At 72.8% G+C, this 22,258-nt stretch carries 16 protein-coding genes and 1 riboswitch; of the genes, 5 read left to right on the top strand and 11 right to left on the bottom strand.

What is annotated here, in order from left to right:
- Positions 1-15: 15 nt before the first annotated feature.
- The 3 genes from AB0398_RS26615 to AB0398_RS26605 form a co-directional block, all read right to left on the bottom strand.
- Positions 16-1,221, bottom strand: a complete 1,206-nt coding sequence (locus tag AB0398_RS26615) for a nucleotide pyrophosphatase/phosphodiesterase family protein (protein WP_366378144.1) — start codon at positions 1,219-1,221, stop codon at positions 16-18.
- Positions 1,221-1,817, bottom strand: a complete 597-nt coding sequence (locus AB0398_RS26610; RefSeq protein WP_366378143.1) for a DUF5998 family protein — start codon at positions 1,815-1,817, stop codon at positions 1,221-1,223. The genes AB0398_RS26615 and AB0398_RS26610 overlap by 1 nt, the downstream gene beginning before the upstream one ends.
- A gap of 96 nt (positions 1,818-1,913) precedes the next feature.
- Complete coding sequence (locus AB0398_RS26605) at positions 1,914-5,066, bottom strand: GNAT family N-acetyltransferase (protein ID WP_366378142.1); 3,153 nt, start codon at positions 5,064-5,066, stop codon at positions 1,914-1,916.
- Between the two features lie 173 nt (positions 5,067-5,239).
- On the opposite strand from AB0398_RS26605, the gene AB0398_RS26600 reads away from it, so the two are divergent.
- Positions 5,240-5,521 carry an HPr family phosphocarrier protein gene (locus tag AB0398_RS26600; protein WP_030222698.1) on the top strand — a complete coding sequence of 94 codons (282 nt, stop codon included), beginning with the start codon at positions 5,240-5,242 and terminating at the stop codon, positions 5,519-5,521.
- Positions 5,522-5,669: 148 nt separating this feature from the next.
- On the opposite strand, the gene AB0398_RS26595 is transcribed toward AB0398_RS26600, so the two are convergent.
- The 4 genes from AB0398_RS26595 to AB0398_RS26580 form a co-directional block, all read right to left on the bottom strand.
- A complete protein-coding gene (locus AB0398_RS26595; protein ID WP_366378141.1) occupies positions 5,670-6,353 on the bottom strand; it encodes a GntR family transcriptional regulator in 684 nt (227 codons plus the stop codon).
- A gap of 220 nt (positions 6,354-6,573) precedes the next feature.
- Positions 6,574-7,344: a M23 family metallopeptidase gene (locus AB0398_RS26590; RefSeq protein ID WP_366378140.1), complete on the bottom strand. Its 771-nt coding sequence runs from the start codon at positions 7,342-7,344 to the stop codon at positions 6,574-6,576.
- A gap of 13 nt (positions 7,345-7,357) precedes the next feature.
- Positions 7,358-7,520, bottom strand: a riboswitch (cyclic di-AMP (ydaO/yuaA leader).
- A gap of 263 nt (positions 7,521-7,783) precedes the next feature.
- On the bottom strand, positions 7,784-9,151 hold the full coding sequence (locus tag AB0398_RS26585) for a pitrilysin family protein (RefSeq protein ID WP_366378163.1): 1,368 nt from the start codon (positions 9,149-9,151) through the stop codon (positions 7,784-7,786).
- A 26-nt stretch (positions 9,152-9,177) separates the two neighbouring features.
- Positions 9,178-10,524: a pitrilysin family protein gene (locus tag AB0398_RS26580; protein WP_366378139.1), complete on the bottom strand. Its 1,347-nt coding sequence runs from the start codon at positions 10,522-10,524 to the stop codon at positions 9,178-9,180.
- Positions 10,525-10,705: 181 nt separating this feature from the next.
- Between AB0398_RS26580 and AB0398_RS26575 the strand changes: the two genes are divergently transcribed.
- Positions 10,706-13,165, top strand: a complete 2,460-nt coding sequence (locus AB0398_RS26575) for a DNA topoisomerase IV subunit A (RefSeq protein ID WP_366378138.1) — start codon at positions 10,706-10,708, stop codon at positions 13,163-13,165.
- 91 nt (positions 13,166-13,256) lie between these two features.
- Here AB0398_RS26575 and AB0398_RS26570 read toward each other — a convergent pair whose 3' ends face one another.
- Complete coding sequence (locus tag AB0398_RS26570) at positions 13,257-14,309, bottom strand: GTP-binding protein (RefSeq protein WP_366378137.1); 1,053 nt, start codon at positions 14,307-14,309, stop codon at positions 13,257-13,259.
- Between the two features lie 337 nt (positions 14,310-14,646).
- Between AB0398_RS26570 and AB0398_RS26565 the strand changes: the two genes are divergently transcribed.
- Positions 14,647-16,320 carry a sensor histidine kinase gene (locus AB0398_RS26565; RefSeq protein ID WP_366378136.1) on the top strand — a complete coding sequence of 558 codons (1,674 nt, stop codon included), beginning with the start codon at positions 14,647-14,649 and terminating at the stop codon, positions 16,318-16,320.
- A complete protein-coding gene (locus tag AB0398_RS26560) occupies positions 16,317-17,018 on the top strand; it encodes a response regulator (protein ID WP_366378135.1) in 702 nt (233 codons plus the stop codon). Before AB0398_RS26565 ends, AB0398_RS26560 begins: the two co-directional genes overlap by 4 nt.
- 26 nt (positions 17,019-17,044) lie before the next feature.
- Here the strand turns inward: AB0398_RS26560 and AB0398_RS26555 are convergent, their stop codons facing one another.
- The 3 genes from AB0398_RS26555 to AB0398_RS26545 all read right to left on the bottom strand — a co-directional run bounded on the left by AB0398_RS26555 (position 17,045) and on the right by AB0398_RS26545 (position 21,437).
- Positions 17,045-18,637, bottom strand: coding sequence for a cation acetate symporter (locus tag AB0398_RS26555; RefSeq protein WP_366378134.1), 1,593 nt, complete (start codon positions 18,635-18,637; stop codon positions 17,045-17,047).
- A complete protein-coding gene (locus AB0398_RS26550; RefSeq protein WP_366378162.1) occupies positions 18,634-19,110 on the bottom strand; it encodes a DUF485 domain-containing protein in 477 nt (158 codons plus the stop codon). The genes AB0398_RS26555 and AB0398_RS26550 overlap by 4 nt, the downstream gene beginning before the upstream one ends.
- 209 nt (positions 19,111-19,319) lie before the next feature.
- Entirely contained in the window at positions 19,320-21,437 is a 2,118-nt protein-coding gene (locus AB0398_RS26545) for a DNA topoisomerase IV subunit B (RefSeq protein WP_366378133.1), read from the bottom strand.
- 433 nt (positions 21,438-21,870) lie between these two features.
- Between AB0398_RS26545 and AB0398_RS26540 the strand changes: the two genes are divergently transcribed.
- Positions 21,871-22,101, top strand: coding sequence for a hypothetical protein (locus AB0398_RS26540; RefSeq protein WP_030211728.1), 231 nt, complete (start codon positions 21,871-21,873; stop codon positions 22,099-22,101).
- The last annotated feature ends 157 nt before the right edge of the window (positions 22,102-22,258 follow it).

Below are 22,258 nucleotides of genomic sequence, written 5' to 3'. Positions count from 1 at the left end.
GGGGGAGGGGGGAGGTCAGGAGCGTACTTCGAGCAGCGGGACGAGCTGCTCGGCGGGGGTCATGGACCCGTGCATGCCGGCCATCGCGGACTCGTGGGGCTCGTTGACGGAGGCCGTGATGGCCACGTCGTCGTGGGCCGCCGCGACGACGTCCCCGATCCGCCCGTACACGCGCTCGTCGACCTCGTCCCCGAACCAGCCGAGGGCGATGGCCTCGTCGCGGCTCGCGACCCAGAACTGCTCGCCGACGACCTCGCGCCAGCAGGTGAGGACGTCCGCCTCGGCGCCGGGCACGGCGTAGACGTGGCGGGCGCGTCCCTCGCCGCCGAGGAGGGCGACGCCGGCGCGCAGCTCCCAGTCCTCGTCGAAGTCGATGCGGTGCCGCTCGTCGAAGGGGATGTCGACCATGCCGTGGTCGGCCGTGACGTACAGGGCCGAGCGGGGCGGCAGTTGCTCGGCGAGCCGCTGCACGAGCCGGTCGACGAACATGAGCTGGCCGCGCCAGGCGTCGGAGTCGACGCCGAAGCGGTGTCCTGCGCCGTCGAGTTCGCTGTAGTACGTGTAGACCAGCGAGCGGTCGCCGGCGGCGAGCTGCTCGGCGGCGAAGTCCATGCGCTCCTCGCCGGAGAGCCGCCCGTGGAACGTCCCGCCGCTGAGCGCGATCTGGGTGAGCGGGGTCTGCTCGAAGATCGGGGAGGACACCTGGGCGGTGTGGACCCCGGCCTCGTGGGCGAGCCGGAAGACGGTGGGGTACGGCTGCCAGACGCGCGGCGCGGTCCACGGCTTCCAGCGCAGCTGGTTCATCAGCTCGCCGGTGTCGGGGTTGCGCACGGTGTAGCCGGGCAGCCCGTGGGTGCCCGGGTAGCGGCCGGTGCCGACGGAGGCCAGCGAGGTCGCGGTCGTGGCGGGGAAGCCGGCGGTGATCGGCCGGCCCGTGCCGCCCCGCGAGGAGCCGAGGAGCGAGGTCAGGTAGGGCGCCTCGTCCGGGTGGTCCTTGATCTGCTCCCAGCCGAGCCCGTCGATCAGGAAGACGCAGTTCCGGTCGGCCGGGGCGAGTTCGGCGATCCGCGGGGCGAAGCCGGGCACCTCCTGGCCCGCGACGAGCGTCGGGAGGAGGTCGCCGAGGGAGCCGGTGGCGTACTCGGGCACCGGCGCGGTCTCCGGGGCGAGCGGGACCGGGTCGTCGGGCCAGCCGTGGGACACGGCGGCGGGCTGCGCCATCAGCGGGCGGTGGCGGCGGTGGCCGCGGTGGCTTCGGAGAGCGCCTGGGCGAAGGCGAGGGTCTGCCGGACCGTGTCCGGGCCGTCCCCGGCCTCGCTCACGCGCAGGCTGAGGTCGTCGGCGGTGGCGTTGCCGGTGTAGCCGTGGTCGGCGTCGCAGTTGGCGTCGCCGCAGGCCGCGGGCTCCAGGTCGATGCGGGAGACGGCGCCCCAGCCGATGGTGAGGACCACCTCGCGGGGCAGGGTGCCCGGCGTGTACGACTCGGGGTTGGCGACCACGCGGCTGACGACGACCGACGAGATCCGGTCGAGCTTCACGGACTCGGTGGAGGTCGTGGCGTACGGCGTCGGGGAGCTGGTGTCGGCGGCCTGCTCGTCGGTGTGGCTGACGATGAAGCGGTTCGGCGTCAGGACGAGGACGGTGACGTGGCGGCGGACCTCGTTCGCGTCGAAGGTGGTCTCCTGGTGCACCACGTACGACGCGACGGCCTCGCCGCCGACGGCGGCCTCCACCGCCTCGGCCACGAGGGCCGGGTAGTAGCCGCTGCGCTCGATCGCCGCGCGCAGCCCCTGGGTCGTCGTACCGGTCTTCGCCATGGACTCCATCCTAAGCCCCGGGTAAGGACGGCTCGGCCGGTTGCGGGGCGGCGGGGTCGCGGGAAGGGCGGAGGGCTGTGACATCCGACTCCTCCGTCAGTAGTTCGGCAGGCTGCGCGGGCCGAGGTCCGTACGGGGCGGGGGCGGGGCCAGGCGGACGGTCGCGCCGAGGACGGAGAGGCCCCGGGGCGCGACGACCACCGGCTCCAGGGAGACGGCGACCACCTCGGGGTGGTCGTCGACGAGCCGGGAGACCCGGAGGAGGAGTTCCTCCAGGGCCGGGGTGTCGACGGGGGCGGAGCCGCGCCAGCCGAAGAGCAGCGGGGTGGTCCGGAGGGAGCGGACGAGTTCCGCGACGTCCCGGTCGGTGGCCGGGACCAGCCGGTGGGCCGTGTCGCCGAGGAGTTCGGAGGCGGCGCCCGAGAGGCCGAAGGAGAGGACGGCGCCGACGGCCGGGTCGATGGCGGAGCGGACGACGGTGTCGACGCCCCGGGGCACCATGGCCTGGACGACCGGCTGGAGCTCCTCGGGCTTGCCGAGGACCTCGGTCAGCTCGGCGTAGGCGGTGCGGAGCTGTTTCTTGTCGGCCAGGTCGAGCCGGACGCCGCCGAGGTCGGGGCGGTGGCGGAGGTGCGGCGCGGTCGTCTTGAGGGCGACGGGGTAGCCGAGCCGGGCGGCGGCCGCGACGGCGGCGCCGGGCGTGGGGGCGGGCAGGGTCGGCAGGACGGTGATCCCGTACCGGGCCAGCAGCTCGCCGGCCTGGGCGGTGCCGAGGGTCACGCCCCGCGCGTCCGCCTCCGCGCCGCCGAGCACCCGCCGGATCAGGGCGGCGGCCCCCGTCTCGTCGATGTCCTCGTACTCGGGCACCCGTCCGGGCTCGGCCGCCTGCCGCCGCCACTGCCCGTACCGCACGGCCTCGGCGAGCGCCCGCACGGCCCGCTCGGCGGCGGGGTAGGCGGGGATGGTGACCGGTCCGGGGCCCCGGACCGTGCCGGGCTGCGGCGCCGGCTCGACGGCGGGCGACGCGGTCGTCGGTACGGGGGCGGGCGCGGATCCGGATACGGATGCGGGCGGGGCGGGGCTGGGCGCGGCGGGGGCGGAGGGCCCGGGTGCAGGGGATTCGGGCGTGGTGGGTACAGGGGCGGCGGATCCGGGTGCGGCAGCGGATCCGGGCGTAAGGGATCCGGGCGTGGCGGGTACAGGGGCTCCGGCCCCGGCGGAACGGTTCTCCCCCGCGGAAGCACCCGCGCCGGAACCGGCTCCCGCACCCGTACCCCCTCCGGCCCCCCGCCCCGCCCCCGCCGGCCTCGTGCTCGTCGCCACCGCCAGGGCCTCCGCGAGGCCGCCCATCTCGACGTGGACGACGACGACCGGCTTCGTCGGGGCGGGCGCGGAGGCGACGGCCTCGCGGAGGGCCGCCGCCAGGACCTCGCCGTCGCCGAACTCGGTGGCGCCGTCCTCGCCGACCCACGGGATCGCGGTCACGACGACCGCGTCGGACGTCTCGTCCGCGAGGGCCGCCGCCAGCGCGTCCCGGAAGTCCGCCGGGACCGCCGCGGTCGTCAGGTCGAGGGGCCGCAGCGGGCGCAGCCCCTCGGTGAGGCAGGCGTCGTACGTGAGGAGGCCGAGCGACTCGGAGTTGCCGAGGATCGCGACCCGGGGCCCGGTGGGCAGCGGCTGGGCCGCGAGGAGCAGCCCGGCGTCCACGAGCTCGGTGACGGTGTCGACGCGGATCACCCCGGCCTGCCGGAGCAGCGCGGAGACCGTGGCGTGCGGGATGCGGGTGACGGGCACCCGGTGACCGGGCGGGGCGCTGCCGCTGTGCCGGGCGCCCTTGACGACGACGACCGGCTTGACGGCGGCGGTGCGGCGGGCGAGCCGGGTGAACTTCCGGGGGTTGCCGATCGACTCCAGGTAGAGGAGGACGACGTCGGTGCCGGGGTCGTCGTACCAGTGCTGGAGGAAGTCGTTGCCGGAGACGTCGGCGCGGTTGCCGGCCGAGATGAAGGAGGAGAGTCCGGCGCCCCGCCGGTGCAGTCCGGCGAGGAGGGCGATCCCGATCGCGCCGGACTGGGTGAAGAGCCCGATCCGCCCGGCGGCCGGCATCTGCGGCGCGAGCGAGGCGTTGAGCCGGACGTCGTCGGCGGTGTTGATGATGCCGAAGGCGTTGGGGCCGATGATCCGCATGCCGTACGAGCGGGCCTGCCGTACGAGCCGGCGCTGCCGCTCGCGGCCCTCCGGACCGCTCTCGGCGTATCCGGCGGAGAGGACGACGAGGCCCCGCACGCCGTGCTCGCCGCAGTCCGCGACGGCCTCCGGCACCCGTTCGGCGGGGACGGCGACGACCGCCAGGTCCACGGGCTCGCCGATGGCGCCGACGGAGCGGTACGCGGGGACCCCGTCGAGCTCGGCCGGGCCTCCGTCGCCGGTGCCGCCGGTCTCGGGGAGCGCGGCGTTCACCGCGTACACGCGTCCGGTGTAGCCCGCTCCGACGAGGTTGCGCAGGACGGTCCGGCCGACGCCGCCGGGTGTGCGGCCGGCGCCGACCACGGCGACGGAGCCGGGGGTGAGCAGCCGCTGTACGGAGCGGGCCTCGGCGCGCTGCTCGCGGGCGCGCTGGACGGCGAGGGACCGGTCGGTGGGTTCGAGGTCGAGGTGGAGCCGTACGGAGCCGTCCTCGAAGCTGCGCTTCTGGGTGTAGCCCGCGTCGGTGAAGACCTTGATCATCTTGGTGTTGGCGGGGAGCACCTCGGCGGCGAAGCGCCGGATGCCCCGTTCGCGGGCGACCGCCGCGATGTGTTCGAGCAGGGCGGAGGCGACGCCCCGGCCCTGGTGCGCGTCCTGGACGAGGAAGGCGACCTCGGCCTCGTCGGCCGGGGCGGAGGCGGGCAGTCCGCGGTCGTCGATGCGGTCGTAGCGGACGGTGGCGATGAACTCGCCGCCGACGGTCGCCGCGAGTCCCACCCGGTCCACGAAGTCGTGGTGGGTGAAGCGGTGCACGTCCTTGGCGGAGAGGCGCGGGTAGGGGGCGAAGAAGCGGTAGTACTTCGACTCGTCCGAGACCTGCTCGTAGAAGCTGACGAGCCGGTCGGCGTCGTCGGTGGTGATGGGCCCGATGCGCGCGGTGCCGCCGTCGCGGAGCACCACGTCCGCCTCCCAGTGGTCGGGGTAGGCGTGCTCCGGTGGCGCGGACCGTACCGGCTCCGCCTGCGGTTCCGCCGCTTCCGACTGCTCCGACGCGCTCTGCATGGGGTCAGCCTACGGCCGGGACACGCCTGGGGCACCGGTCGCGCGGTGGGGGTGGGCGTTGCAAGGTGGGGGGAGCCGAGGCGGTCCGGTGCGGGCCGGAGGTCGGCGTGAGCACCGCGCATCCCGTGAGAGACTGGTCTAGACAACCCGCTTGAGACTTGAAGGGCAACACCATGGCTGAGCGCCGCGTCAACGTCGGCTGGGCCGAGGGCCTGCACGCCCGCCCCGCGTCCATCTTCGTCCGTGCCGCCACGGCTTCCGGCGTTCCGGTGACGATCGCCAAGTCCGACGGCACCCCCGTGAACGCCGCCTCCATGCTCGCGGTGCTCGGCCTGGGCGCGCAGGGCGGCGAGGAGATCGTGCTCGCGTCGGACGCCGAGGGCGCCGAGGCCGCTCTGGACCGTCTCGCGAAGCTGGTCGCCGAGGGCCTGGACGAGCTCCCCGAGACCGTCTGACCCTTCTCGTGACTTCGAAAGGCCGTGGCCGCCGGAATTCCGGCGGCCACGGCCTTTCTCTTTTCCACTCCCGCTCCCCCGCCGCCCCCTTTTCCGGGCAGCACGAAAAGCCCCGTGGAATTTCTATTCTTTGTATACGGTGTGCGTGTTAATTCCGGGCGCTCGTCGTGTTGACGACGTGTTGCGAAACCCTCACACGCCCGCGCTCCGGCCTCTTGAGCCGGTGCAGCGGCAGCGAGCGCTCCGCGTGCAGCGCGGTGAGGGCCCTCGCCCGCTCGGCGTCGCCGCGCGCCACGGCGTCCACGATCGCACCGTGTTCGGCCCAGGCCTCCACCGGTCGCTCGGGCTGCTCGACCGCGTACGTCCAGGCGATCTTGTGCCGCAGCTGGGTGAGCAGCGCCGTCAGCGGCGGGCTGCCGGAGGCCTGCGCGAGCGTCTCGTGGAACCAGCCGCCGAGCGAGCGCAGGTCCTCGCCCTGGCCGCGCCTGGCCCGCTCCTGCCCGAGTCTGACCAGGCCGCGCAGCACCTTGAGGTGGGCGTCGGTGCGCCGCTGCGCGGCCCGCGCGGCCCCCAGCGGTTCGAGCAGCGCCCGCATGTCGAGCAGGTCGGCCGCCTCCTGCTCGGTGGGCTCGGCGACGTGCGCGCCCGCGTGGCGGCGGGTGAGGACGAAGCCCTCGGACTCCAGGGTGCGCAGCGCCTCGCGGACCGGGACGCGGGAGACCCCGTACCGGCGGGCGAGCTGCTCCTCGGTCAGCCGGCTGCCCCGCTCGAAGACGCCGGAGACGATGTCGTCCCGGATCGCCGTGCATACCGAATGCGCGGGAATGCGCATGTCCGACCTCCGCCTTGGTCCGCGCGAGACAATTCGAGCGGCGCCTGTTCTGCGCCTGATCCGCGACTCTATTGCAGCCCGCCGGAATTTCCGATGCCCCACCGGAATCCATGACGGGCTTTTGGCCGACGACGGGACGACGAAAAGCCCCGGCTCAGCACGAGCCGGGGCTTTTGCGACGCGGAGGTCCCCGATGGTCAGGGGCGCGCGGGACGCCGGGTCAGACGGCGACGCCGCGGGCGCGGAGGTAGGAGACCGGGTTGATGTCCGAGCCGTAGTCGGCGCTCGTCCGGGCCTCGAAGTGGAGGTGCGGGCCGGTCGAGTTGCCGGTCGAGCCCGAGATGCCGATCTGCTGGCCCGGCTCGACGGTCTGGCCGACGTACACCCCGATGGAGGAGAGGTGACCGTACTGGGTGTACGTGCCGTCGTGCATCCGGATCACGATGTTGTTGCCGTACGCGCCGCCCCAGCCGGCCTCGACGACGGTGCCGGAGCCGACGGAGACGACCCGGCTGCCGTAGGCCGCGTGGAAGTCGACGCCGGAGTGGCTGCCGGAGGACCAGAGCGAGCCGCCGGTCTGGTAGCCGGTGGAGACGTACGAGCCGGCGACGGGGAGCTGGAAGGAGTTCAGGCGGCGGCGCTCGGCCTCGCGGGCGGCGCGGGCCCTCTCCTCGCGGATCTCCTTGGCGCGGGCCTCGGCCTTGCGCTTCGCCTCGGCCAGGGCCTTCTGCTCGGCGACGGCCTCGAAGGCCTCGCGGTCCTGGGCGTCGGCCTGGGCGTTGAGCCGGTCGACGAGGGATTCCTCGGCGATCACCTTGGTGAGGCCGGTGTCCTCGGGGGAGCGGTTGTCCGTGTCGGCGGCGAGCGCCGGGGAGGCCAGGGTTCCGATGACTCCGGTGGTGGCGAGGGTCGCCACTCCGGCGATGCCCGCGCCGCGGCGCGCCATCCGGCTCGAACCACGATGCTTCCCGGTGGCACGGGTGAACGCCATGAAGACGTTGTTCCTTTCCTTCCTTCTCGCCTACCGGGTTAGCTGACGGGTTCGGAGCAGGAAGGTCTCCTACGGGCCCCTCCGCGCGAGGCGAAGGCGTCCGATTCACCCCAGGGACTGCGTGGGTCCCCGGCTCCCCAGGCTCGCGCCTGACGGGGACTCGGCGATGACTGTCCGGTGCCGCGGGCGCGGCGGGTGCAACTGGCGAACAGCCGCACCGACGCTATGCGGAGCCCCAGTCGATCACCAACCGAACACGACCTTTTGTAAGGCATGCCACAGGGCAGATGATCACTTTGGCGCCAATACGGACAATTCACGGAGGCATTCCCCGTGCGGCTCCCGCGCCGACGGCCGGAAGGGCCCCGACGGTCCGTCACGTCGGGGCCCTTCGTCCGCCCGGCCGGCGGCGGTGGGCCGCCGGCCGGGCAGGGGTCGATCAGCCGGTGACGACGGTCACTTCACCGATGCCGAGCGCCCGCACCGGCTCCGCGATCTGCGCCGCGTCGCCCACCAGGACCGTGACGAGCCGGTCCACCGGGAAGGCGCTGACCACGGCGGCGGTCGCCTCGACGGTGCCGGTCTCGGCCAGGCGCGCGTACAGCTGGGCCTGGAAGTCGTCCGGGAGGTGCTGCTCCACCTGGTCGGCGAGCGTCCCGGCGACGGAGGCGGCCGTCTCGTACTTGAGCGGCGCCACCCCCACCAGGTTCTGCACGGCGGTCTCCCGCTCGGCGTCCGTGAGCCCCTCGGCGGCCAGGGTGCGCAGCACCTTCCACAGGTCGTCCAGGGCCGGGCCCGTGTTGGGGGTGTCGATGGAGCCGCTGATGGCGAGCATCGCGGCGCCGTTCCCCTCGGCGTCCGAGCGGAGCACCTGCCCGAAGGCCCGCACGCCGTACGTGTAGCCCTTCTCCTCGCGCAGGACCCGGTCCAGACGCGAGGTCAGGGTCCCGCCGAGGGAGTACGTGCCGAGGACCTGGGCCGGCCAGACGCGGGCGTGCCGGTCGGGGCCGATCCGGCCGATGAGGAGCTGGGTCTGGACGGCGCCGGGGCGGTCCACGATCACGACCCGGCCGGTGTCGTCGGCGGTGATCGGCGGCATCGGCAGCGGCTCGCCGGGCTCGCCGGTCCAGGCGCCCAGCGTCTCCGCGAGGACCTTCTCCAGGTCGATCCCAGTCAGGTCGCCGACGACCACGGCGGTGGCCGTGGCGGGCCGCACGTGCGCCGCGTAGAAGGCGCGGACCGCGGCGGCGTCGATCGCCCCGACGGTCTCCTCGGTGCCCTGGCGCGGCCGGGACATCCGGGAGTCGGCCGGGAACAGCTCCTTGGAGAGCTGCTTGGCGGCGCGCCGGGCCGGATTGGCCGTCTCGTGCGGGATCTCGTCGAGGCGGTTGCGCACCAGGCGCTCGACCTCGGTGTCCAGGAACGCCGGGGCGATCAGGGCCTCGGAGAGCAGTCCGAGCGCCTTGGGCAGCCGGGAGACCGGGACCTCCAGGGAGACCCGTACGCCCGGGTGGTCGGCGTGCGCGTCGAGGGTGGCGCCGCAGCGCTCCAGCTCGGCCGCGAACTCCTCGGCGCTGTGCTGGTCGGTGCCCTCGGAGAGCGCACGGGCCATGATGGTGGCCACGCCGTCGAGACCGGCGGGCTCGGCGTCCAGCGGGGCCGGCAGGAAGAGCTCCACGGCCACGACCTGCTGGCCGGGGCGGTGGCTGGTGAGGACGGTCAGGCCGTTCTCCAGGGTGCCGCGGTCCGGGGCCGGGAAGGCCCAGGGGCGGGCGGTGCCCGGCGTCGGCTGCGGGTGGAACTCCATGCTCGTCAAAGACGTGGCAGCCTCGGTCACTGCTCCGCCCCCTCTTCCTCGTCGCTCTCGCTCTGTTCGGTGCTCAGCGGCTCGTAGACCAGGACCGCGCGGTTGTCCGGGCGCAGCCGGGCCGCGGCGGCCTCCCGGACCTCCTCGGCGGTGATGTCGAGGACGCGGTCGACGGCGGTGAGGGCGAGCTGCGGGTCGCCGAACAGGACGGCGAACCGGCACAGTTCGTCGGCGCGGCCCGCGACGGTGCCGAGCCGGTCCAGCCACTCGCGCTCCAGCTGGGCCTGCGCGCGCTCCATCTCCTCGGGCGTGGGGCCCTCGGCGGCGAACCGGGCGAGCTCCTCGTCGACGGCCGCCTCGATCTCGGGGACCTCGACGCCGCCGGACGTCTTGACGTCCAGCCAGCCGAGCGAGGGCGCCCCGGCGAGCCGCAGCAGGCCGAAGCCGGCGGCGACGGCCGTGCGGTCCCGGCGGACCAGACGGTTGTGCAGCCGGGAGGACTCCCCGCCGCCCAGGACCGTCAGGGCCAGGTCGGCGGCGTCGCACGCGCGCGTGCCGTCGTGCGGCAGCCGGTAGGCGGCCATCAGGGCGCGCGCCGGGACCTCCTCCTCGACGACCTCGCGGAGCTGCTCGCCGATGACGTCGGGCAGCTCGCCGGAGCGCGGCGCGGGCTTGCCGTCGTGGCCGGGGATGGAGCCGAAGTACTTCTCGATCCAGGCGAGGGTCCGCTCCGGGTCGATGTCGCCGACGACGGAGAGCACCGCGTTGTTCGGGGCGTAGTACGTGCGGAAGAACTCCCGCGCGTCCTCCAGGGTGGCCGCGTCCAGGTCGGCCATGGAGCCGATCGGCGTGTGGTGGTACGGGTGGCCCTCCGGGTAGGCGAGGGCGGTCAGCCTCTCGAAGGCCGTGCCGTACGGCACGTTGTCGTAGCGCTGGCGGCGCTCGTTCTTGACGACGTCCCGCTGGTTCTCCATGGACTCGTCGTCCAGGGCGGCGAGCAGCGAGCCCATGCGGTCGGCCTCCAGCCAGAGCGCGAGCTCCAGCTGGTGCGTGGGCATGGTCTCGAAGTAGTTGGTGCGCTCGAAGCTCGTCGTGCCGTTGAGCGAGCCGCCCGCACCCTGCACCAGCTCGAAGTGGCCGTTGCCGTGGACCTGCTTCGAGCCCTGGAACATCAGGTGCTCGAAGAGGTGGGCGAGCCCCGTGCGGCCCCGGACCTCGTGGCGCGAGCCGACGTCGTACCAGAGGCAGACCGCGGCGACCGGGGTCAGGTGGTCCTCCGAGAGCACCACGCGCAGGCCGTTCGCCAACCGGTGCTCGGTCGCTGTCAGGCCGCCGGAGCCGGCCTCGGCCGTGGCCGTGTGACCCATGGGCATGTACGTCCCTTCGATCGCGATGTGAAAAAGTCCTGCCACTGTATGCAAGCGCGCCGACACCTGGCGAAGTTCCCGTCCCTTGGAGATGTCCCTCTTCCGGGTCGAGGTCGGCGTTGTCGGTGGCACGGTCCACAATGGTCCGCGTCAGATCAACCTTGTTGGTGAAGGAGCCGCAGCCGCGATGGCCCGCCGCAGCACGAAGACACCGCCGCCGGACGACGCGTACGAGGAGAGGATCCTCGACATCGACGTCGTCGACGAGATGCAGGGCTCCTTCCTCGAGTACGCGTACTCGGTGATCTACTCGCGCGCGCTCCCGGACGCCCGCGACGGCATGAAGCCCGTCCAGCGCCGCATCGTCTACCAGATGAACGAGATGGGGCTGCGTCCCGACCGCGGCTTCGTGAAGTGCGCCCGGGTCGTCGGCGAGGTGATGGGCAAGCTGCACCCGCACGGCGACGCGTCGATCTACGACGCGATGGTCCGTATGGCACAGCCCTTCTCCATGCGCCTCCCCCTCGTCGACGGCCACGGCAACTTCGGCTCCCTCGGGAACGACGACCCGCCGGCCGCCATGCGGTACACCGAGTCGCGGATGGCCCCGGCCGCGCTGCTCATGACCGAGTCCATCGAAGAGGACACGGTCGACTTCGCGCCGAACTACGACGGCCAGGAGCGGGAGCCGGCGGCGCTGCCCGCCGCCTACCCGAACCTGCTGGTCAACGGCGCGTCCGGCATCGCGGTCGGCATGGCGACCAACATGCCCCCGCACAACCTCGGCGAGGTCGTCGCGGCCGCCCGCCACCTGATCCGGCACCCGAACGCCGACCTCGAGACGCTGATGCGCTTCGTGCCCGGCCCGGACCTGCCGACCGGCGGCCGGATCGTCGGCCTCTCCGGCATCAAGGACGCGTACGCGTCGGGGCGCGGCTCCTTCAAGATCCGCGCCACCGCGACCGTGGAGACCGTCACGGCCCGCCGCAAGGGCATCGTCGTGACCGAGCTGCCCTTCACGGTCGGCCCCGAGAAGGTCATCTCCAAGATCAAGGACCTGGTCGGCTCCAAGAAGCTCCAGGGCATCGCGGACGTCAAGGACCTCACCGACCGCAGCCACGGCCTGCGCCTGGTCATCGAGATCAAGAACGGCTTCGTGCCCGAGGCCGTCCTGGAGCAGCTCTACAAGCTGACGCCGATGGAGGAGTCCTTCGGCATCAACAACGTCGCGCTCGTCGACGGGCAGCCGCTCACCCTCGGCCTCAAGGAGCTTCTGGAGGTCTACCTCGACCACCGCTTCGAGGTGGTCCGCCGCCGCTCCGAGTTCCGCCGCACCAAGAAGCGCGACCGGCTCCACCTGGTCGAGGGCCTGCTCGTGGCGCTGCTCGACATCGACGAGGTCATCCGCCTCATCCGGGAGAGCGACAACTCCGCGCAGGCCAAGGAGCGCCTGATGGAGCGCTTCTCCCTGAGCGAGATCCAGACGCAGTACATCCTGGACACCCCGCTGCGCCGCCTCACCAGGTTCGACCGGATCGAGCTGGAGGGCGAGCGCGACCGCCTCAACGGCGAGATCGACGAGCTGACCGGGATCCTGGAGTCCGACGCGGAGCTGCGGAAGATGGTCTCGGCCGAGCTGGCCGCGGTCGCCAAGAAGTTCGGCACGGACCGCCGGACCGTCCTGCTCGAATCGGCCGGCACGCCCGTCGCGGCCACGTCCCTCCAGGTCGCGGACGACCCGTGCCGGGTGCTGCTCTCCTCGACCGGTCTGCTGGCCCGTACGGCGACGGAGGCGCTGCCCCCCACCGAGCCGGACGCGAAGCGGGTCAAGCACGACGTGATCGTGTCCGTGGTGGCCGCCACCCAGCGCGGCGAGGTCGGCGCGGTGACCTCGGCCGGCCGGCTGCTGCGGATCTCGGTGATCGACCTGCCCCGGCTGCCGGACACCGCGTCCACGCCGAACCTGGCGGGTGGCGCGCCGCTGTCGGAGTTCCTCTCCCTGGAGGCGGACGAGACGGTGGTCTGCCTGACCACGCTCGAAGAGACCTCGCAGGGGCTCGCCCTCGGCACGCTCCAGGGCGTGGTGAAGCGGGTGGTGCCGGACTACCCGGCGAACAAGGACGAGCTGGAGGTCATCACCCTCAGGGACGGTGACCGGATCGTCGGCGCGACCGAGCTGCGGACGGGCGAGGAGGACCTGGTCTTCATCACCTCCGACGCCCAGCTGCTGCGCTACCCGGCGTCCCAGGTGCGGCCCCAGGGCCGGCCCGCGGGCGGCATGGCGGGCGTCAAGCTCACCGCGGGCGCCGAGGTCCTCTCGTTCACGGCGGTCGACCCGGCGGCGGACGCGGTGGTCTTCACGGTCGCGGGCTCCACGGGCGCCCTGGACGCCTCCGCCGGTACGTCGGCGAAGCTGACGCCCTTCGACCAGTACCCGCGCAAGGGCCGCGCGACCGGCGGCGTCCGCTGCCAGCGCTTCCTGAAGGGCGAGGACGTCCTGATCCTGGCCTGGGCGGGCACCACCCCGGTCCGCGCCGCCCAGAAGAACGGCACCCCGGTCGACCTCCCGGAGATCGACCCCCGCCGCGACGGCTCGGGCACCCCGCTGCCGAAGCCGGTGGAGGTACTGGCGGGCCCGGCCAGCTAGGACCTGTGGGGAACGGGAGCCGGAGGAGGCCTAGGGCCTGTCCGGCGGATCAGGGTCGGATAGGACCCGGCCATGATCTGCCGGACAGGCCCTAGAACAGGGTCTCCTCCGGCTCCTCCTCCGTCTGGGGCACGTACCGCAGGAGACCCCACATGCCGGCCTCGTCGGGCACGTCCTGCGGGCCGTTCAGCTCGCAGGCGGCAAGCTCCTTGCGCAGACCGGCCGCGTCGACGCCGGAGCCGATCAGGACGAGCTGGGTGAGGCGCTCCTCGCCTGCGGGCCAGGGCTGCGGGTAGAAGCGCAGGAAGCGTCCGACGGCGTGCACGGCGTAGCGGTTGGCCGGGTCGGCGGTGCCGAGGTCGATGAAGCCCTTGATCCGGTAGAGGCCTTCGGGGCGGGAGTCGAGGAACGTCATCAGGCGGCGCGGGTGGAGCGGCGTCGAGGCCGTCAGCGAGACGGTCTCGTAGGACGCGTGCGGGTGGTCGGCCTCGTCGGAGCCGTACAGGACGTCCTCGATCGACATCTGGCCCTCGATCTCGCCGTCCGGCGCGACCCGGTCGAAGAGCAGTTCCGGATCGACGCGCCCGTGGGAGGCCTCGATCACTGCGGCACGTCCGGCGAGTTCCGCCACCGTCTCCCGTACGCTCCGCAGCTCGTCGGCGGAGACCCGGTCGGCCTTGTTGACGACCACGAGGTCGGCGACGGCCAGGTGCCGGTCGGTCCCGGGGTGCCGCTGCCGGGTGGCCCCGAACTCGGCCGCGTCGACGACCTCGACGAGCCCTCCGTACACGATCCGCTCGTTCTCGCTGGCGAGCACCATGCGGACCAGCTCCTGCGGCTCCGCGAGTCCGCTCGCCTCGATCACGATCACGTCGAGCCGGGACTCGGGCCGGGTCAGGACCTCCAGGTACTCGTCGAGCTCACCGGCGTCGACGGCGCAGCACAGGCAGCCGTTGCCGAGGGAGACGGTGGAGCCGACCTGGCCGGCGACGGTCATCGCGTCGATGCCGATGTCGCCGAAGTCGTTGACCATGACCCCGATGCGGGTGCCCCGGGCGCTGCGCAGCAGATGGTTGAGGAGCGTGGTCTTCCCGGCCCCGAGGAACCCTGCCAGGACGACGACGGGGATCTGCTGCGTGGTCAAGGGACGTGCCTCCGGTCGTGCTCGGTCGTGGTGCCCACGGCGCGCCGCCCCGCGGGAAAGGCCCAGGATAGGCGGGCCACGGGCCCACGACGGGCTTCCGGGACGGAGCGGGCGCGTGTGGGCGGGTCGGGTGTCGTGGGGCGGGTGCTTCGGGGCGGGTTTCGGTTCCCTGGGGCGGGTGCCTCGGGACGGGTTCAGGCCCCTCGGGGCGGGTGCCCCGGGACGGGCTTCGGTCCCCTGGGACCTACCCCCGCTCCGGCGCCGCACGCCCTCCCGCCTCCGCTCCCGTCCGCCGCTCATTTCCGGTGCCGGGGCGTGTCCCCGTACCTTTTCGGGCATGAACCCCGTACGGACCGGATCCCCGCGCCCCCTCACGCGCCGTCGGCGGTTCGGGTGGCCCCGGCGGGTGTTCTCGCAGGTCCTGCTGATGCAGCTGGCCGTCGCGACCGGGGTGACCGTCCTCGCCACCAGCCTCTTCCTGGCCCCGCTGAGCGCCCAGCTCGACGACCAGGCCATGCGGCGGGCCCTGGCCATCGCCGGGACGACCGCCTCGCCCCGGCTCGCCGCCGACCTCACCGGCGGCCCGCCGTCCGCGCGGGGCCCGGTGCAGGAGGAGGCCGAGCGGGTCAGGACCTCCACGGGCGCCGAGTACGTCGTCGTCATGGACGTGCGCGGGGTGCGCTGGTCGCACCCCGACCCCGTGCAGATCGGCAGGGTCGTCTCCACCGACCCGAGCGCGGCCCTGTCCGGGCGGGAGGTCATGGAGATCGACAGCGGCACGCTCGGCCGGTCGGCGCGCGGCAAGGTGCCGCTGCGCGACGCGGACGGGCGGACCGTCGGGGCGGTCTCCGTCGGCATCGAGTACGACAGCGTCCGCGACCGGCTCCTCGGCGCGATCCCCGGTCTCCTCGCCTACGCGGGCGGCGCGCTCGCGGCCGGGGCCCTGGCCGCGTACCTGATCTCCCGGCGGCTCCAGCGGCAGACACACGACCTGGCGTTCTCCGACATCTCCGCGCTCCTCGCGGAGCGGGAGGCCATGCTGCACGGCATCCGGGAGGGCGTGGTGGCCCTGGACCGCAACGGCTCCGTGCGGCTCATGAACGACGAGGCGCAGCGGCTCCTCGGCCTCGGCCCCGAGGCGGCGGGGCGGCCGCTCGACGAGGTCCTCGGCCGGGGCCGCACCGCCGACGTCCTGGCGGGCCGGGTCACCGGCGAGGACCTGGTCACGGTCCGGGGCAACCGGGTGCTGATCGCCAACCGGATGCCCACGGACGACGGCGGCGCGGTGGCGACCCTCCGCGACCGCACCGAGCTGGAGCACCTCGGCCGTGAGCTGGACGCCACCCGGGGCCTCATCGACGCCCTGCGCGCCCAGGACCACGAGCACGCCAACCGGATGCACACCCTCCTCGGCCTCCTGGAGCTGGAGATGCACGAGGAGGCGGCGGAGTTCGTCACCGAGGTGGTCGGGGTGCACCGGGCCACCGCCGAGCAGGTCACCGAGAAGGTCCACGATCCTCTCCTGGCCGCGCTGCTCGTCGGCAAGGCCACCGTCGCCGCCGAGCGCGGCGTCTCGCTGCGGCTCGCGCCGGACTCGCTGCTGCCGGACCGGCTGGTCGACCCGCGCGAGCTGGTCACCGTCGTCGGCAACCTGGTCGACAACGCCCTGGACGCGGCCGCCGGCACCCCGGACGCCCGCGTCGGCGTCTCCTTCCGCTCCGAGGGCCGTACGGTCGTGCTGCGGGTCTCGGACAGCGGCCCGGGGGTGCCGGAGGAACGGCGCGAGCTGATCTTCACCGAGGGCTGGACGACGAAGGCCCTGCCGTCCCACGGGAAGCGGGGGCTCGGCCTCGCCCTGGTGCGCCGGCTCGCCGAGCGCCGGGGCGGCACCGCGACCGTGACCGGGGGCCCCGGCGGCGGAGCGGAGTTCACCGTCGTCCTCCCCGACGCCCTGAGCGACGCCCCGCCCGGCGTCCCGGCCGCCCCGGAACCCGTCGAGGAGGTGCGATGACCGACGTGCTCATCGACGTGCTCGTGGTGGACGACGACGTGCGGGTGGCGCGGATCAACGCCGCCTACGTCGCCAAGGTGCCCGGCTTCCGGGTCGCCGCCACCGCCCATTCGACCGCCGAGGCGCTCGCCGTCCTGGACGAGCGGCCGGTGGACCTGGTCCTCCTGGACCACTACCTGCCGGACGAGAACGGCCTCGCGGCGGTACGGAAGCTCCGCGCGCGCGGCCACCAGTGCGACGTGATCATGGTGACGGCGGCCCGGGACGTGGCCACCGTGCAGGCGGCGATGCGGCACGGCGCCCTCCAGTACCTGGTCAAGCCGTTCAACTTCGCCGGCCTGCGCGGGAAGCTGGAGGCGTACGCGACGCTCCGCCGCACCCTGGAGGGCGGGGGCGAGGCCGAACAGGCCGAGGTGGACCGGATCTTCGGGGTCCTGGCGGCGGGCTCCGTCGCCCCCGACCTGCCGAAGGGGCACTCCCCCACCACGGCCGAACTGGTCCGGCAGGTGCTGCTCGCCGCCGACGGACCGCTGTCCGCGCAGGAGATCGCCGAGCGGTCCGGCGTCAGCCGCCAGACCGCACAGCGCTACCTCAAGCTCCTGGAACGGACCGGCCGGGTGCGCCTCTCGCTCCGGTACGGGGAGACGGGCCGCCCCGAGCACCGGTACGCCTGGGCGAGCTCACCGCCCACCGCCTGACCCCGGCCGGGCCTTCTCCGTGCGGATCAGACCGCTCCCGCGCCGGTCAGCGCCCGGACCTCGGTCTCCGCGTGCCGCGCCTCGTCGGGCGGCTCGGTCGAGGTGACCGTGCCGATCCATCCGGCGAGGAAGCCGAGCGGGATGGAGACCACGCCCGGGTTCTGCAGCGGGAAGAGGTGGAAGTCGACGCCGGGGAACAGCGACTCGGGGCTGCCGGAGACGACCGGCGAGACCAGGACGAGCAGGACGGCCGGGACCAGCCCGCCGTACACCGACCAGACCGCGCCCCTGGTGGTGAACTTCCGCCAGAACAGAGAGTAGAGCAGCACCGGCAGGTTGGCGGAGGCCGCGACGGCGAAGGCCAGGCCGACGAGAAAGGCCACGTTGAGGTCGCTGGCGAGCAGTCCGAGGCCGATCGCGGCGGCGCCGATCACCACCGCGGCGACCCGGGCCACGGCCACCTCGCTGTACTGCTTCGCGTGCTTGCGGCGCAGCGAGGCGTACAGGTCGTGGGCGACGGAGGCCGAGGAGGCGAGGGTGATCCCCGCGACGACGGCGAGGATGGTCGCGAAAGCGACGGCGGCGACGACCGCGAAGAGCACCGTGCCCCCGGTGGAGCCCGCGCCGCCCCCGAGGTCGAGCGCGAGCAGCGGTACGGCGGTGTTCCCGGCCGCGTTGGAGGCCCGGACCTCGTCGGGGCCGATCAGGGCGGCCGCGCCGAAGCCGAGCACGATCGTCATCAGGTAGAAGCTGCCGATGAGTCCGATGGACCAGACGACGGAGCGGCGGGCGGCGCGGGCGGTCGGCACGGTGTAGAAGCGCGACAGGATGTGCGGCAGGCCGGCGGTGCCCAGGACCAGGGCGAGGCCGAGGCTGATGAAGTCGAGGCGGGCCGTCCAGTCCCCGCCGTAGCGGAGCCCGGGGGCGAGGAAGTCGAGGCCGTGGCCGCTGCGTTCGGCCGCGGCGGAGAGCAGGCTGTTCACGTCGCCGTGGAAGCGGAACAGGACGAGGACGCTGAGCGCGACCGTGCCCGCCATGAGCAGGACCGCCTTGACGATCTGGATCCAGGTGGTGGCCCGCATGCCGCCGAGCGACACGTAGATCACCATCAGCGCGCCCACCCCGATCACCGTCCAGGAGCGGGCCGCCTCGCTGGTGCCGCCGAGGAGCAGCGCGACCAGGCTTCCGGCGCCCACCATCTGCGCCACCAGGTAGAGCACGGAGACGGCCACCGAGGACGTTCCGGCGGCGATCCGCACGGGGCGCTCGGCCATCCGCGCGGCGACGACGTCGGCCAGGGTGAACCGCCCGCAGTTGCGGACCAGTTCGGCGACGAGCAGGAGGACGACGAGCCAGGCGACGAGGAATCCGACGGAGTACAGCATGCCGTCGTAGCCGTAGAGCGCGATCAGGCCGGAGATGCCGAGGAAGGACGCCGCCGACATGTAGTCGCCGGCGATGGCGAAGCCGTTCTCCAGGGGCGAGAAGAGGCGCCCCCCGGCGTAGAACTCCTCCGCCGAGCCGTGTCGGCTGCGGCTCACCCAGGTGGTGATGCCCAGGGTCACGGCGACGAAGACGCTGAACAGCACGAGGGCCAGGGTCTGGTGGTCTCCGGTCATCGCCGCACCGCCCCTCGGGTCATCTCCTGCGTGTCCCAGCGCAGTTCAAGGGCCGCCCGGTCCCTGCGCAGCCGGGCGTGGCGCGCGTACGCCCAGGTCAGCAGGAAGGTGGTGAGGAACTGGCCGAGGCCCGCGACCATCGCCACGTTCACCGCTCCGGCGACCGGCCGGGCCATGAGCCCCGGCGCGGCGGTCGCCGCCACGACATAGGCGAGGTACCAGGCCAGGAAGGCGAGGGTGGCGGGGAAGACGAACCGGCGGTAGCGGCGGCGCACTTCCTGGAAGGCGGGGCTCCGCTGGACCTCCAGATAGATCTCCGCCGCGCTGGCGACCCGCTGGCGCGGCACCGCGCCCAAGCGGCCGTCGCCGGTCGCCCCGGCCTCCGCGTGCCCGCCCGGGCCGGCGGTCGGCGCGTCGTCCCAGGGGTCGTCGACCGGCACCGCCGAAGCGCCGCGCCCCTCCTGCTTGTCCACCTGCTCCACCGGTCCAACTCTCCTTGTCAGCGAACCGTTTCGGCCGCGTGCACAAGGATGGACAGAGCGGGAACTTCCCGGACTCTTCTCCTCCCCGACTTCACCTCATCAGGTGACTCTTTTCCCGGGTGGCCTGACAAAACCGTGCTGATATGCGTACCGCACGGCCCCCGGGCGGAGCGTTCGGCTCCGCCCGGGGGTCGAATTCCTCAGGCGTCGATGCGCGAGCGGTCGAGGGTCGCCGCCGAGCTGGTGATGAACTCCTTGCGGGGCGCGACGTCATTGCCCATGAGGAGGTCGAAGACCTGCTCCGAGGCCTCCAGATCGCCGATGTTGATCCGGCGCAGGGTGCGGTGGCGCGGGTCCATCGTGGTCTCTGCCAGCTGGTCGGCGTCCATCTCGCCCAGGCCCTTGTAGCGCTGGATGGAGTCCTTGTAGCGGACCCCCTTGCGCTGGAACTCCAGCAGGGTCTGCCGCAGCTCGTTGTCCGAGTAGGTGTAGACGTACTTGTCCTGGCCCCGCTTCGGCTGGACGAGCTCGATGCGGTGCAGCGGGGGAACGGCCGCGAAGACCCGCCCCGCCTCGACCATGGGTCGCATGTACCGCTGGAAGAGGGTGAGCAGCAGCGTGCGGATGTGGGACCCGTCGACATCGGCGTCGGTCATCATGATGACCTTGCCGTAGCGGGCCGCGTCGATGTCGAAAGTACGGCCCGAGCCCGCTCCTATGACCTGGATGATCGCGCCGCACTCGGCGTTCTTGAGCATGTCCGCGACGGACGACTTCTGGACGTTCAGGATCTTGCCGCGGATCGGCAGCAGGGCCTGGAACTCGCTGTTGCGGGCGAGCTTCGCCGTGCCGAGGGCCGAGTCGCCCTCGACGATGAAGAGCTCGCTGCGCTCCACGTCGTCGCTGCGGCAGTCGGCCAGCTTGGCCGGCAGGGAGGAGGACTCGAGCGCGGTCTTCCTGCGCTGCGCCTCCTTGTGCTGGCGGGCCGCGATCCGGGTACGGGCCGCGGCGACGGCCTTCTCCAGGACGGCACGGGCCTGTGCCTTGGCGTCCCGCTTGGTGGAGGTGAGGAAGGCCTTGAGCTCCTTGGCCACCACGTTCGCCACGATCCGGCGGGCGGCGGAGGTGCCGAGGACCTCCTTGGTCTGGCCCTCGAACTGCGGCTCCGCGAGGCGCACGGTCACGACGGCCGTGAGCCCCTCCAGGGCGTCGTCCTTGACGACGTCGTCCTCGGCGACGCGCAGCATCTTGGCCGAGCGCAGCACCTCGTTCACCGTCCTGGTGACGGCCTGCTCGAAGCCGGAGACGTGGGTGCCGCCCTTGGGGGTGGCGATGATGTTGACGAAGGACTTGACCGTGGTGTCGTAGCCGGTGCCCCAGCGCAGGGCGACGTCGACGACGAGCTCGCGGGTGACCTCGGTCGGGGTCATGTGGCCGCGCTCGTCGAGGACCGGGACGGTCTCCTTGAAGGTGCCCTGCCCCGTGAGGCGCTGGATGTCGCAGACGGCCCTGTCCTGCGCGAGGTACTCGCAGAACTCGCTGATGCCCCCGTCGAAGCGGAAGGTCTCCTCGCTCTTGCCGACCCCTTCCAGGTCCCGCTCGTCGCGGACGACGATGGTGAGGCCGGGCACGAGGAAGGCGGTCTGCCGGGCGCGCTGGTGGAGCGTCTCCAGGGAGAGCTTGGCGTCCTTGAGGAAGATCTGCCGGTCCGCCCAGTAGCGGACGCGGGTCCCGGTGCGGTTCTTGGGGATCCGCTTGCCCTTGCGGAGGCCGTTGGCCGGGTCGAAGGGGCTGTCGGGGCCCTGCTCGGTGAAGACGCCGGGGACGCCGCGGCGGAAGCTGATCGAGTGGGTCGCGCTGTTCCGGTCGACCTCGACGTCGAGGCGGGCCGACAGGGCGTTGACCACGGAGGCGCCGACGCCGTGCAGACCGCCGGACGCCGCGTACGACCCGCCGCCGAACTTTCCGCCGGCGTGCAGCTTGGTCATGACGACCTCGACGCCCGAGAGCCCGGTCTTCGGTTCGACGTCGACCGGGATGCCCCGGCCGTTGTCCCGGACCTCGACGGAGCCGTCCTCGTGGAGGACGACCTCGATGTGGTCGCAGTAGCCGCCGAGGGCCTCGTCGACCGAGTTGTCGATGATCTCCCAGATGCAGTGCATCAGGCCGCGGCTGTCGGTGGACCCGATGTACATGCCGGGGCGCTTGCGGACCGCTTCGAGCCCTTCCAGTACGAGCAGGTGCCGCGCGGTGTAGTTGGAACCGTCACGGTCTGCGGTCAGCAGCGCACTGGACGGCACGGACGTCTCGGCGGTCACGCGGTTCGCTCCTCGCTGAATTTGAAATCTGGCCCGATGGGTAAGGCCCGGCGTCGGTCACCGGCTTCAGAGGGTACCGATGCCTGGTAGAGCCGTTGTCACGCCACCCTCCCCGGTTCCTCATGCTAGTCCAGAGTCGTATGCGTGTTCGATCCCTCGATCGGGTGACGTGAACATCACGTTCCCTTCCAGGCATGAACCATTTAGGCTCCGGGCACGTCCTCATCAACAACCGGCAACCGCCGGGAGGGCCTGACCGAGACAAGCCATGCGAAATCCGTAGAGCGACGCAATACGGCTCATTCGCCGCCAACCGGCAGCAGACAGCCACCTTGGGAAGAAGTTTCAAGGAAAAGCCACGAGCGGGAACGTTTCCGGCCTGGTTGGATGTTGACCCTGGTACGACAGCTCGTCGAGCTAGAGAAGAGGCGACGTGACTACTGTTCTGACCCCCGCGAGCCCCCTGACGGCCGCTGACCGCTGCGACCGCTGCGGCGCCCAGGCTTACCTGCGTGTCGTTCTGACCAGCGGAGGTGACTTGCTCTTCTGCGCCCACCACGGACGTAAGTTCGAGCCGGAACTCAAGAAGATCGCCGTTGAGATACAGGATGAGACGGACCGGCTGACCGACGTGCCGGCCCGCACCGTGGGCGACGAGCACTGACGCCCCGCATCCACGACGAGCCCAGGGCCGGTCACTGACCGGACGGCGGGCGGTCACCCCCGCGCTGCGGGGAGTGACCGCCCGTTCTCGTATCCGGCGGCGCCCCGGCGGCGCTTCCGGGTCTACCCCGAGATGCTCCGGAGCCCGAGCGCCAGGG

The sequence above is a fragment of the Streptomyces sp. NPDC086147 genome (assembly GCF_040702165.1).
In the GTDB taxonomy this organism is placed as follows: Bacteria; Actinomycetota; Actinomycetes; order Streptomycetales; family Streptomycetaceae; genus Streptomyces.
This window is presented reverse-complemented; position numbering and strand designations above follow the sequence as displayed.

Excerpts from the sequence above, each read along its gene's own strand:
- AB0398_RS26615 (WP_366378144.1), bottom strand. The coding sequence starts at position 1,221 with ATGGCGCAGCCCGCCGCCGTGTCCCACGGCTGGCCCGACGACCCGGTC.
- AB0398_RS26610 (WP_366378143.1), bottom strand. The coding sequence starts at position 1,817 with ATGGCGAAGACCGGTACGACGACCCAGGGGCTGCGCGCGGCGATCGAG.
- AB0398_RS26605 (WP_366378142.1), bottom strand. The coding sequence starts at position 5,066 with ATGCAGAGCGCGTCGGAGCAGTCGGAAGCGGCGGAACCGCAGGCGGAG.
- AB0398_RS26600 (WP_030222698.1), top strand. The coding sequence starts at position 5,240 with ATGGCTGAGCGCCGCGTCAACGTCGGCTGGGCCGAGGGCCTGCACGCC.
- AB0398_RS26595 (WP_366378141.1), bottom strand. The coding sequence starts at position 6,353 with ATGCGCATTCCCGCGCATTCGGTATGCACGGCGATCCGGGACGACATC.
- AB0398_RS26590 (WP_366378140.1), bottom strand. The coding sequence starts at position 7,344 with ATGGCGTTCACCCGTGCCACCGGGAAGCATCGTGGTTCGAGCCGGATG.
- AB0398_RS26585 (WP_366378163.1), bottom strand. The coding sequence starts at position 9,151 with ATGGAGTTCCACCCGCAGCCGACGCCGGGCACCGCCCGCCCCTGGGCC.
- AB0398_RS26580 (WP_366378139.1), bottom strand. The coding sequence starts at position 10,524 with ATGCCCATGGGTCACACGGCCACGGCCGAGGCCGGCTCCGGCGGCCTG.
- AB0398_RS26575 (WP_366378138.1), top strand. The coding sequence starts at position 10,706 with ATGGCCCGCCGCAGCACGAAGACACCGCCGCCGGACGACGCGTACGAG.
- AB0398_RS26565 (WP_366378136.1), top strand. The coding sequence starts at position 14,647 with ATGAACCCCGTACGGACCGGATCCCCGCGCCCCCTCACGCGCCGTCGG.
- AB0398_RS26560 (WP_366378135.1), top strand. The coding sequence starts at position 16,317 with ATGACCGACGTGCTCATCGACGTGCTCGTGGTGGACGACGACGTGCGG.
- AB0398_RS26555 (WP_366378134.1), bottom strand. The coding sequence starts at position 18,637 with ATGACCGGAGACCACCAGACCCTGGCCCTCGTGCTGTTCAGCGTCTTC.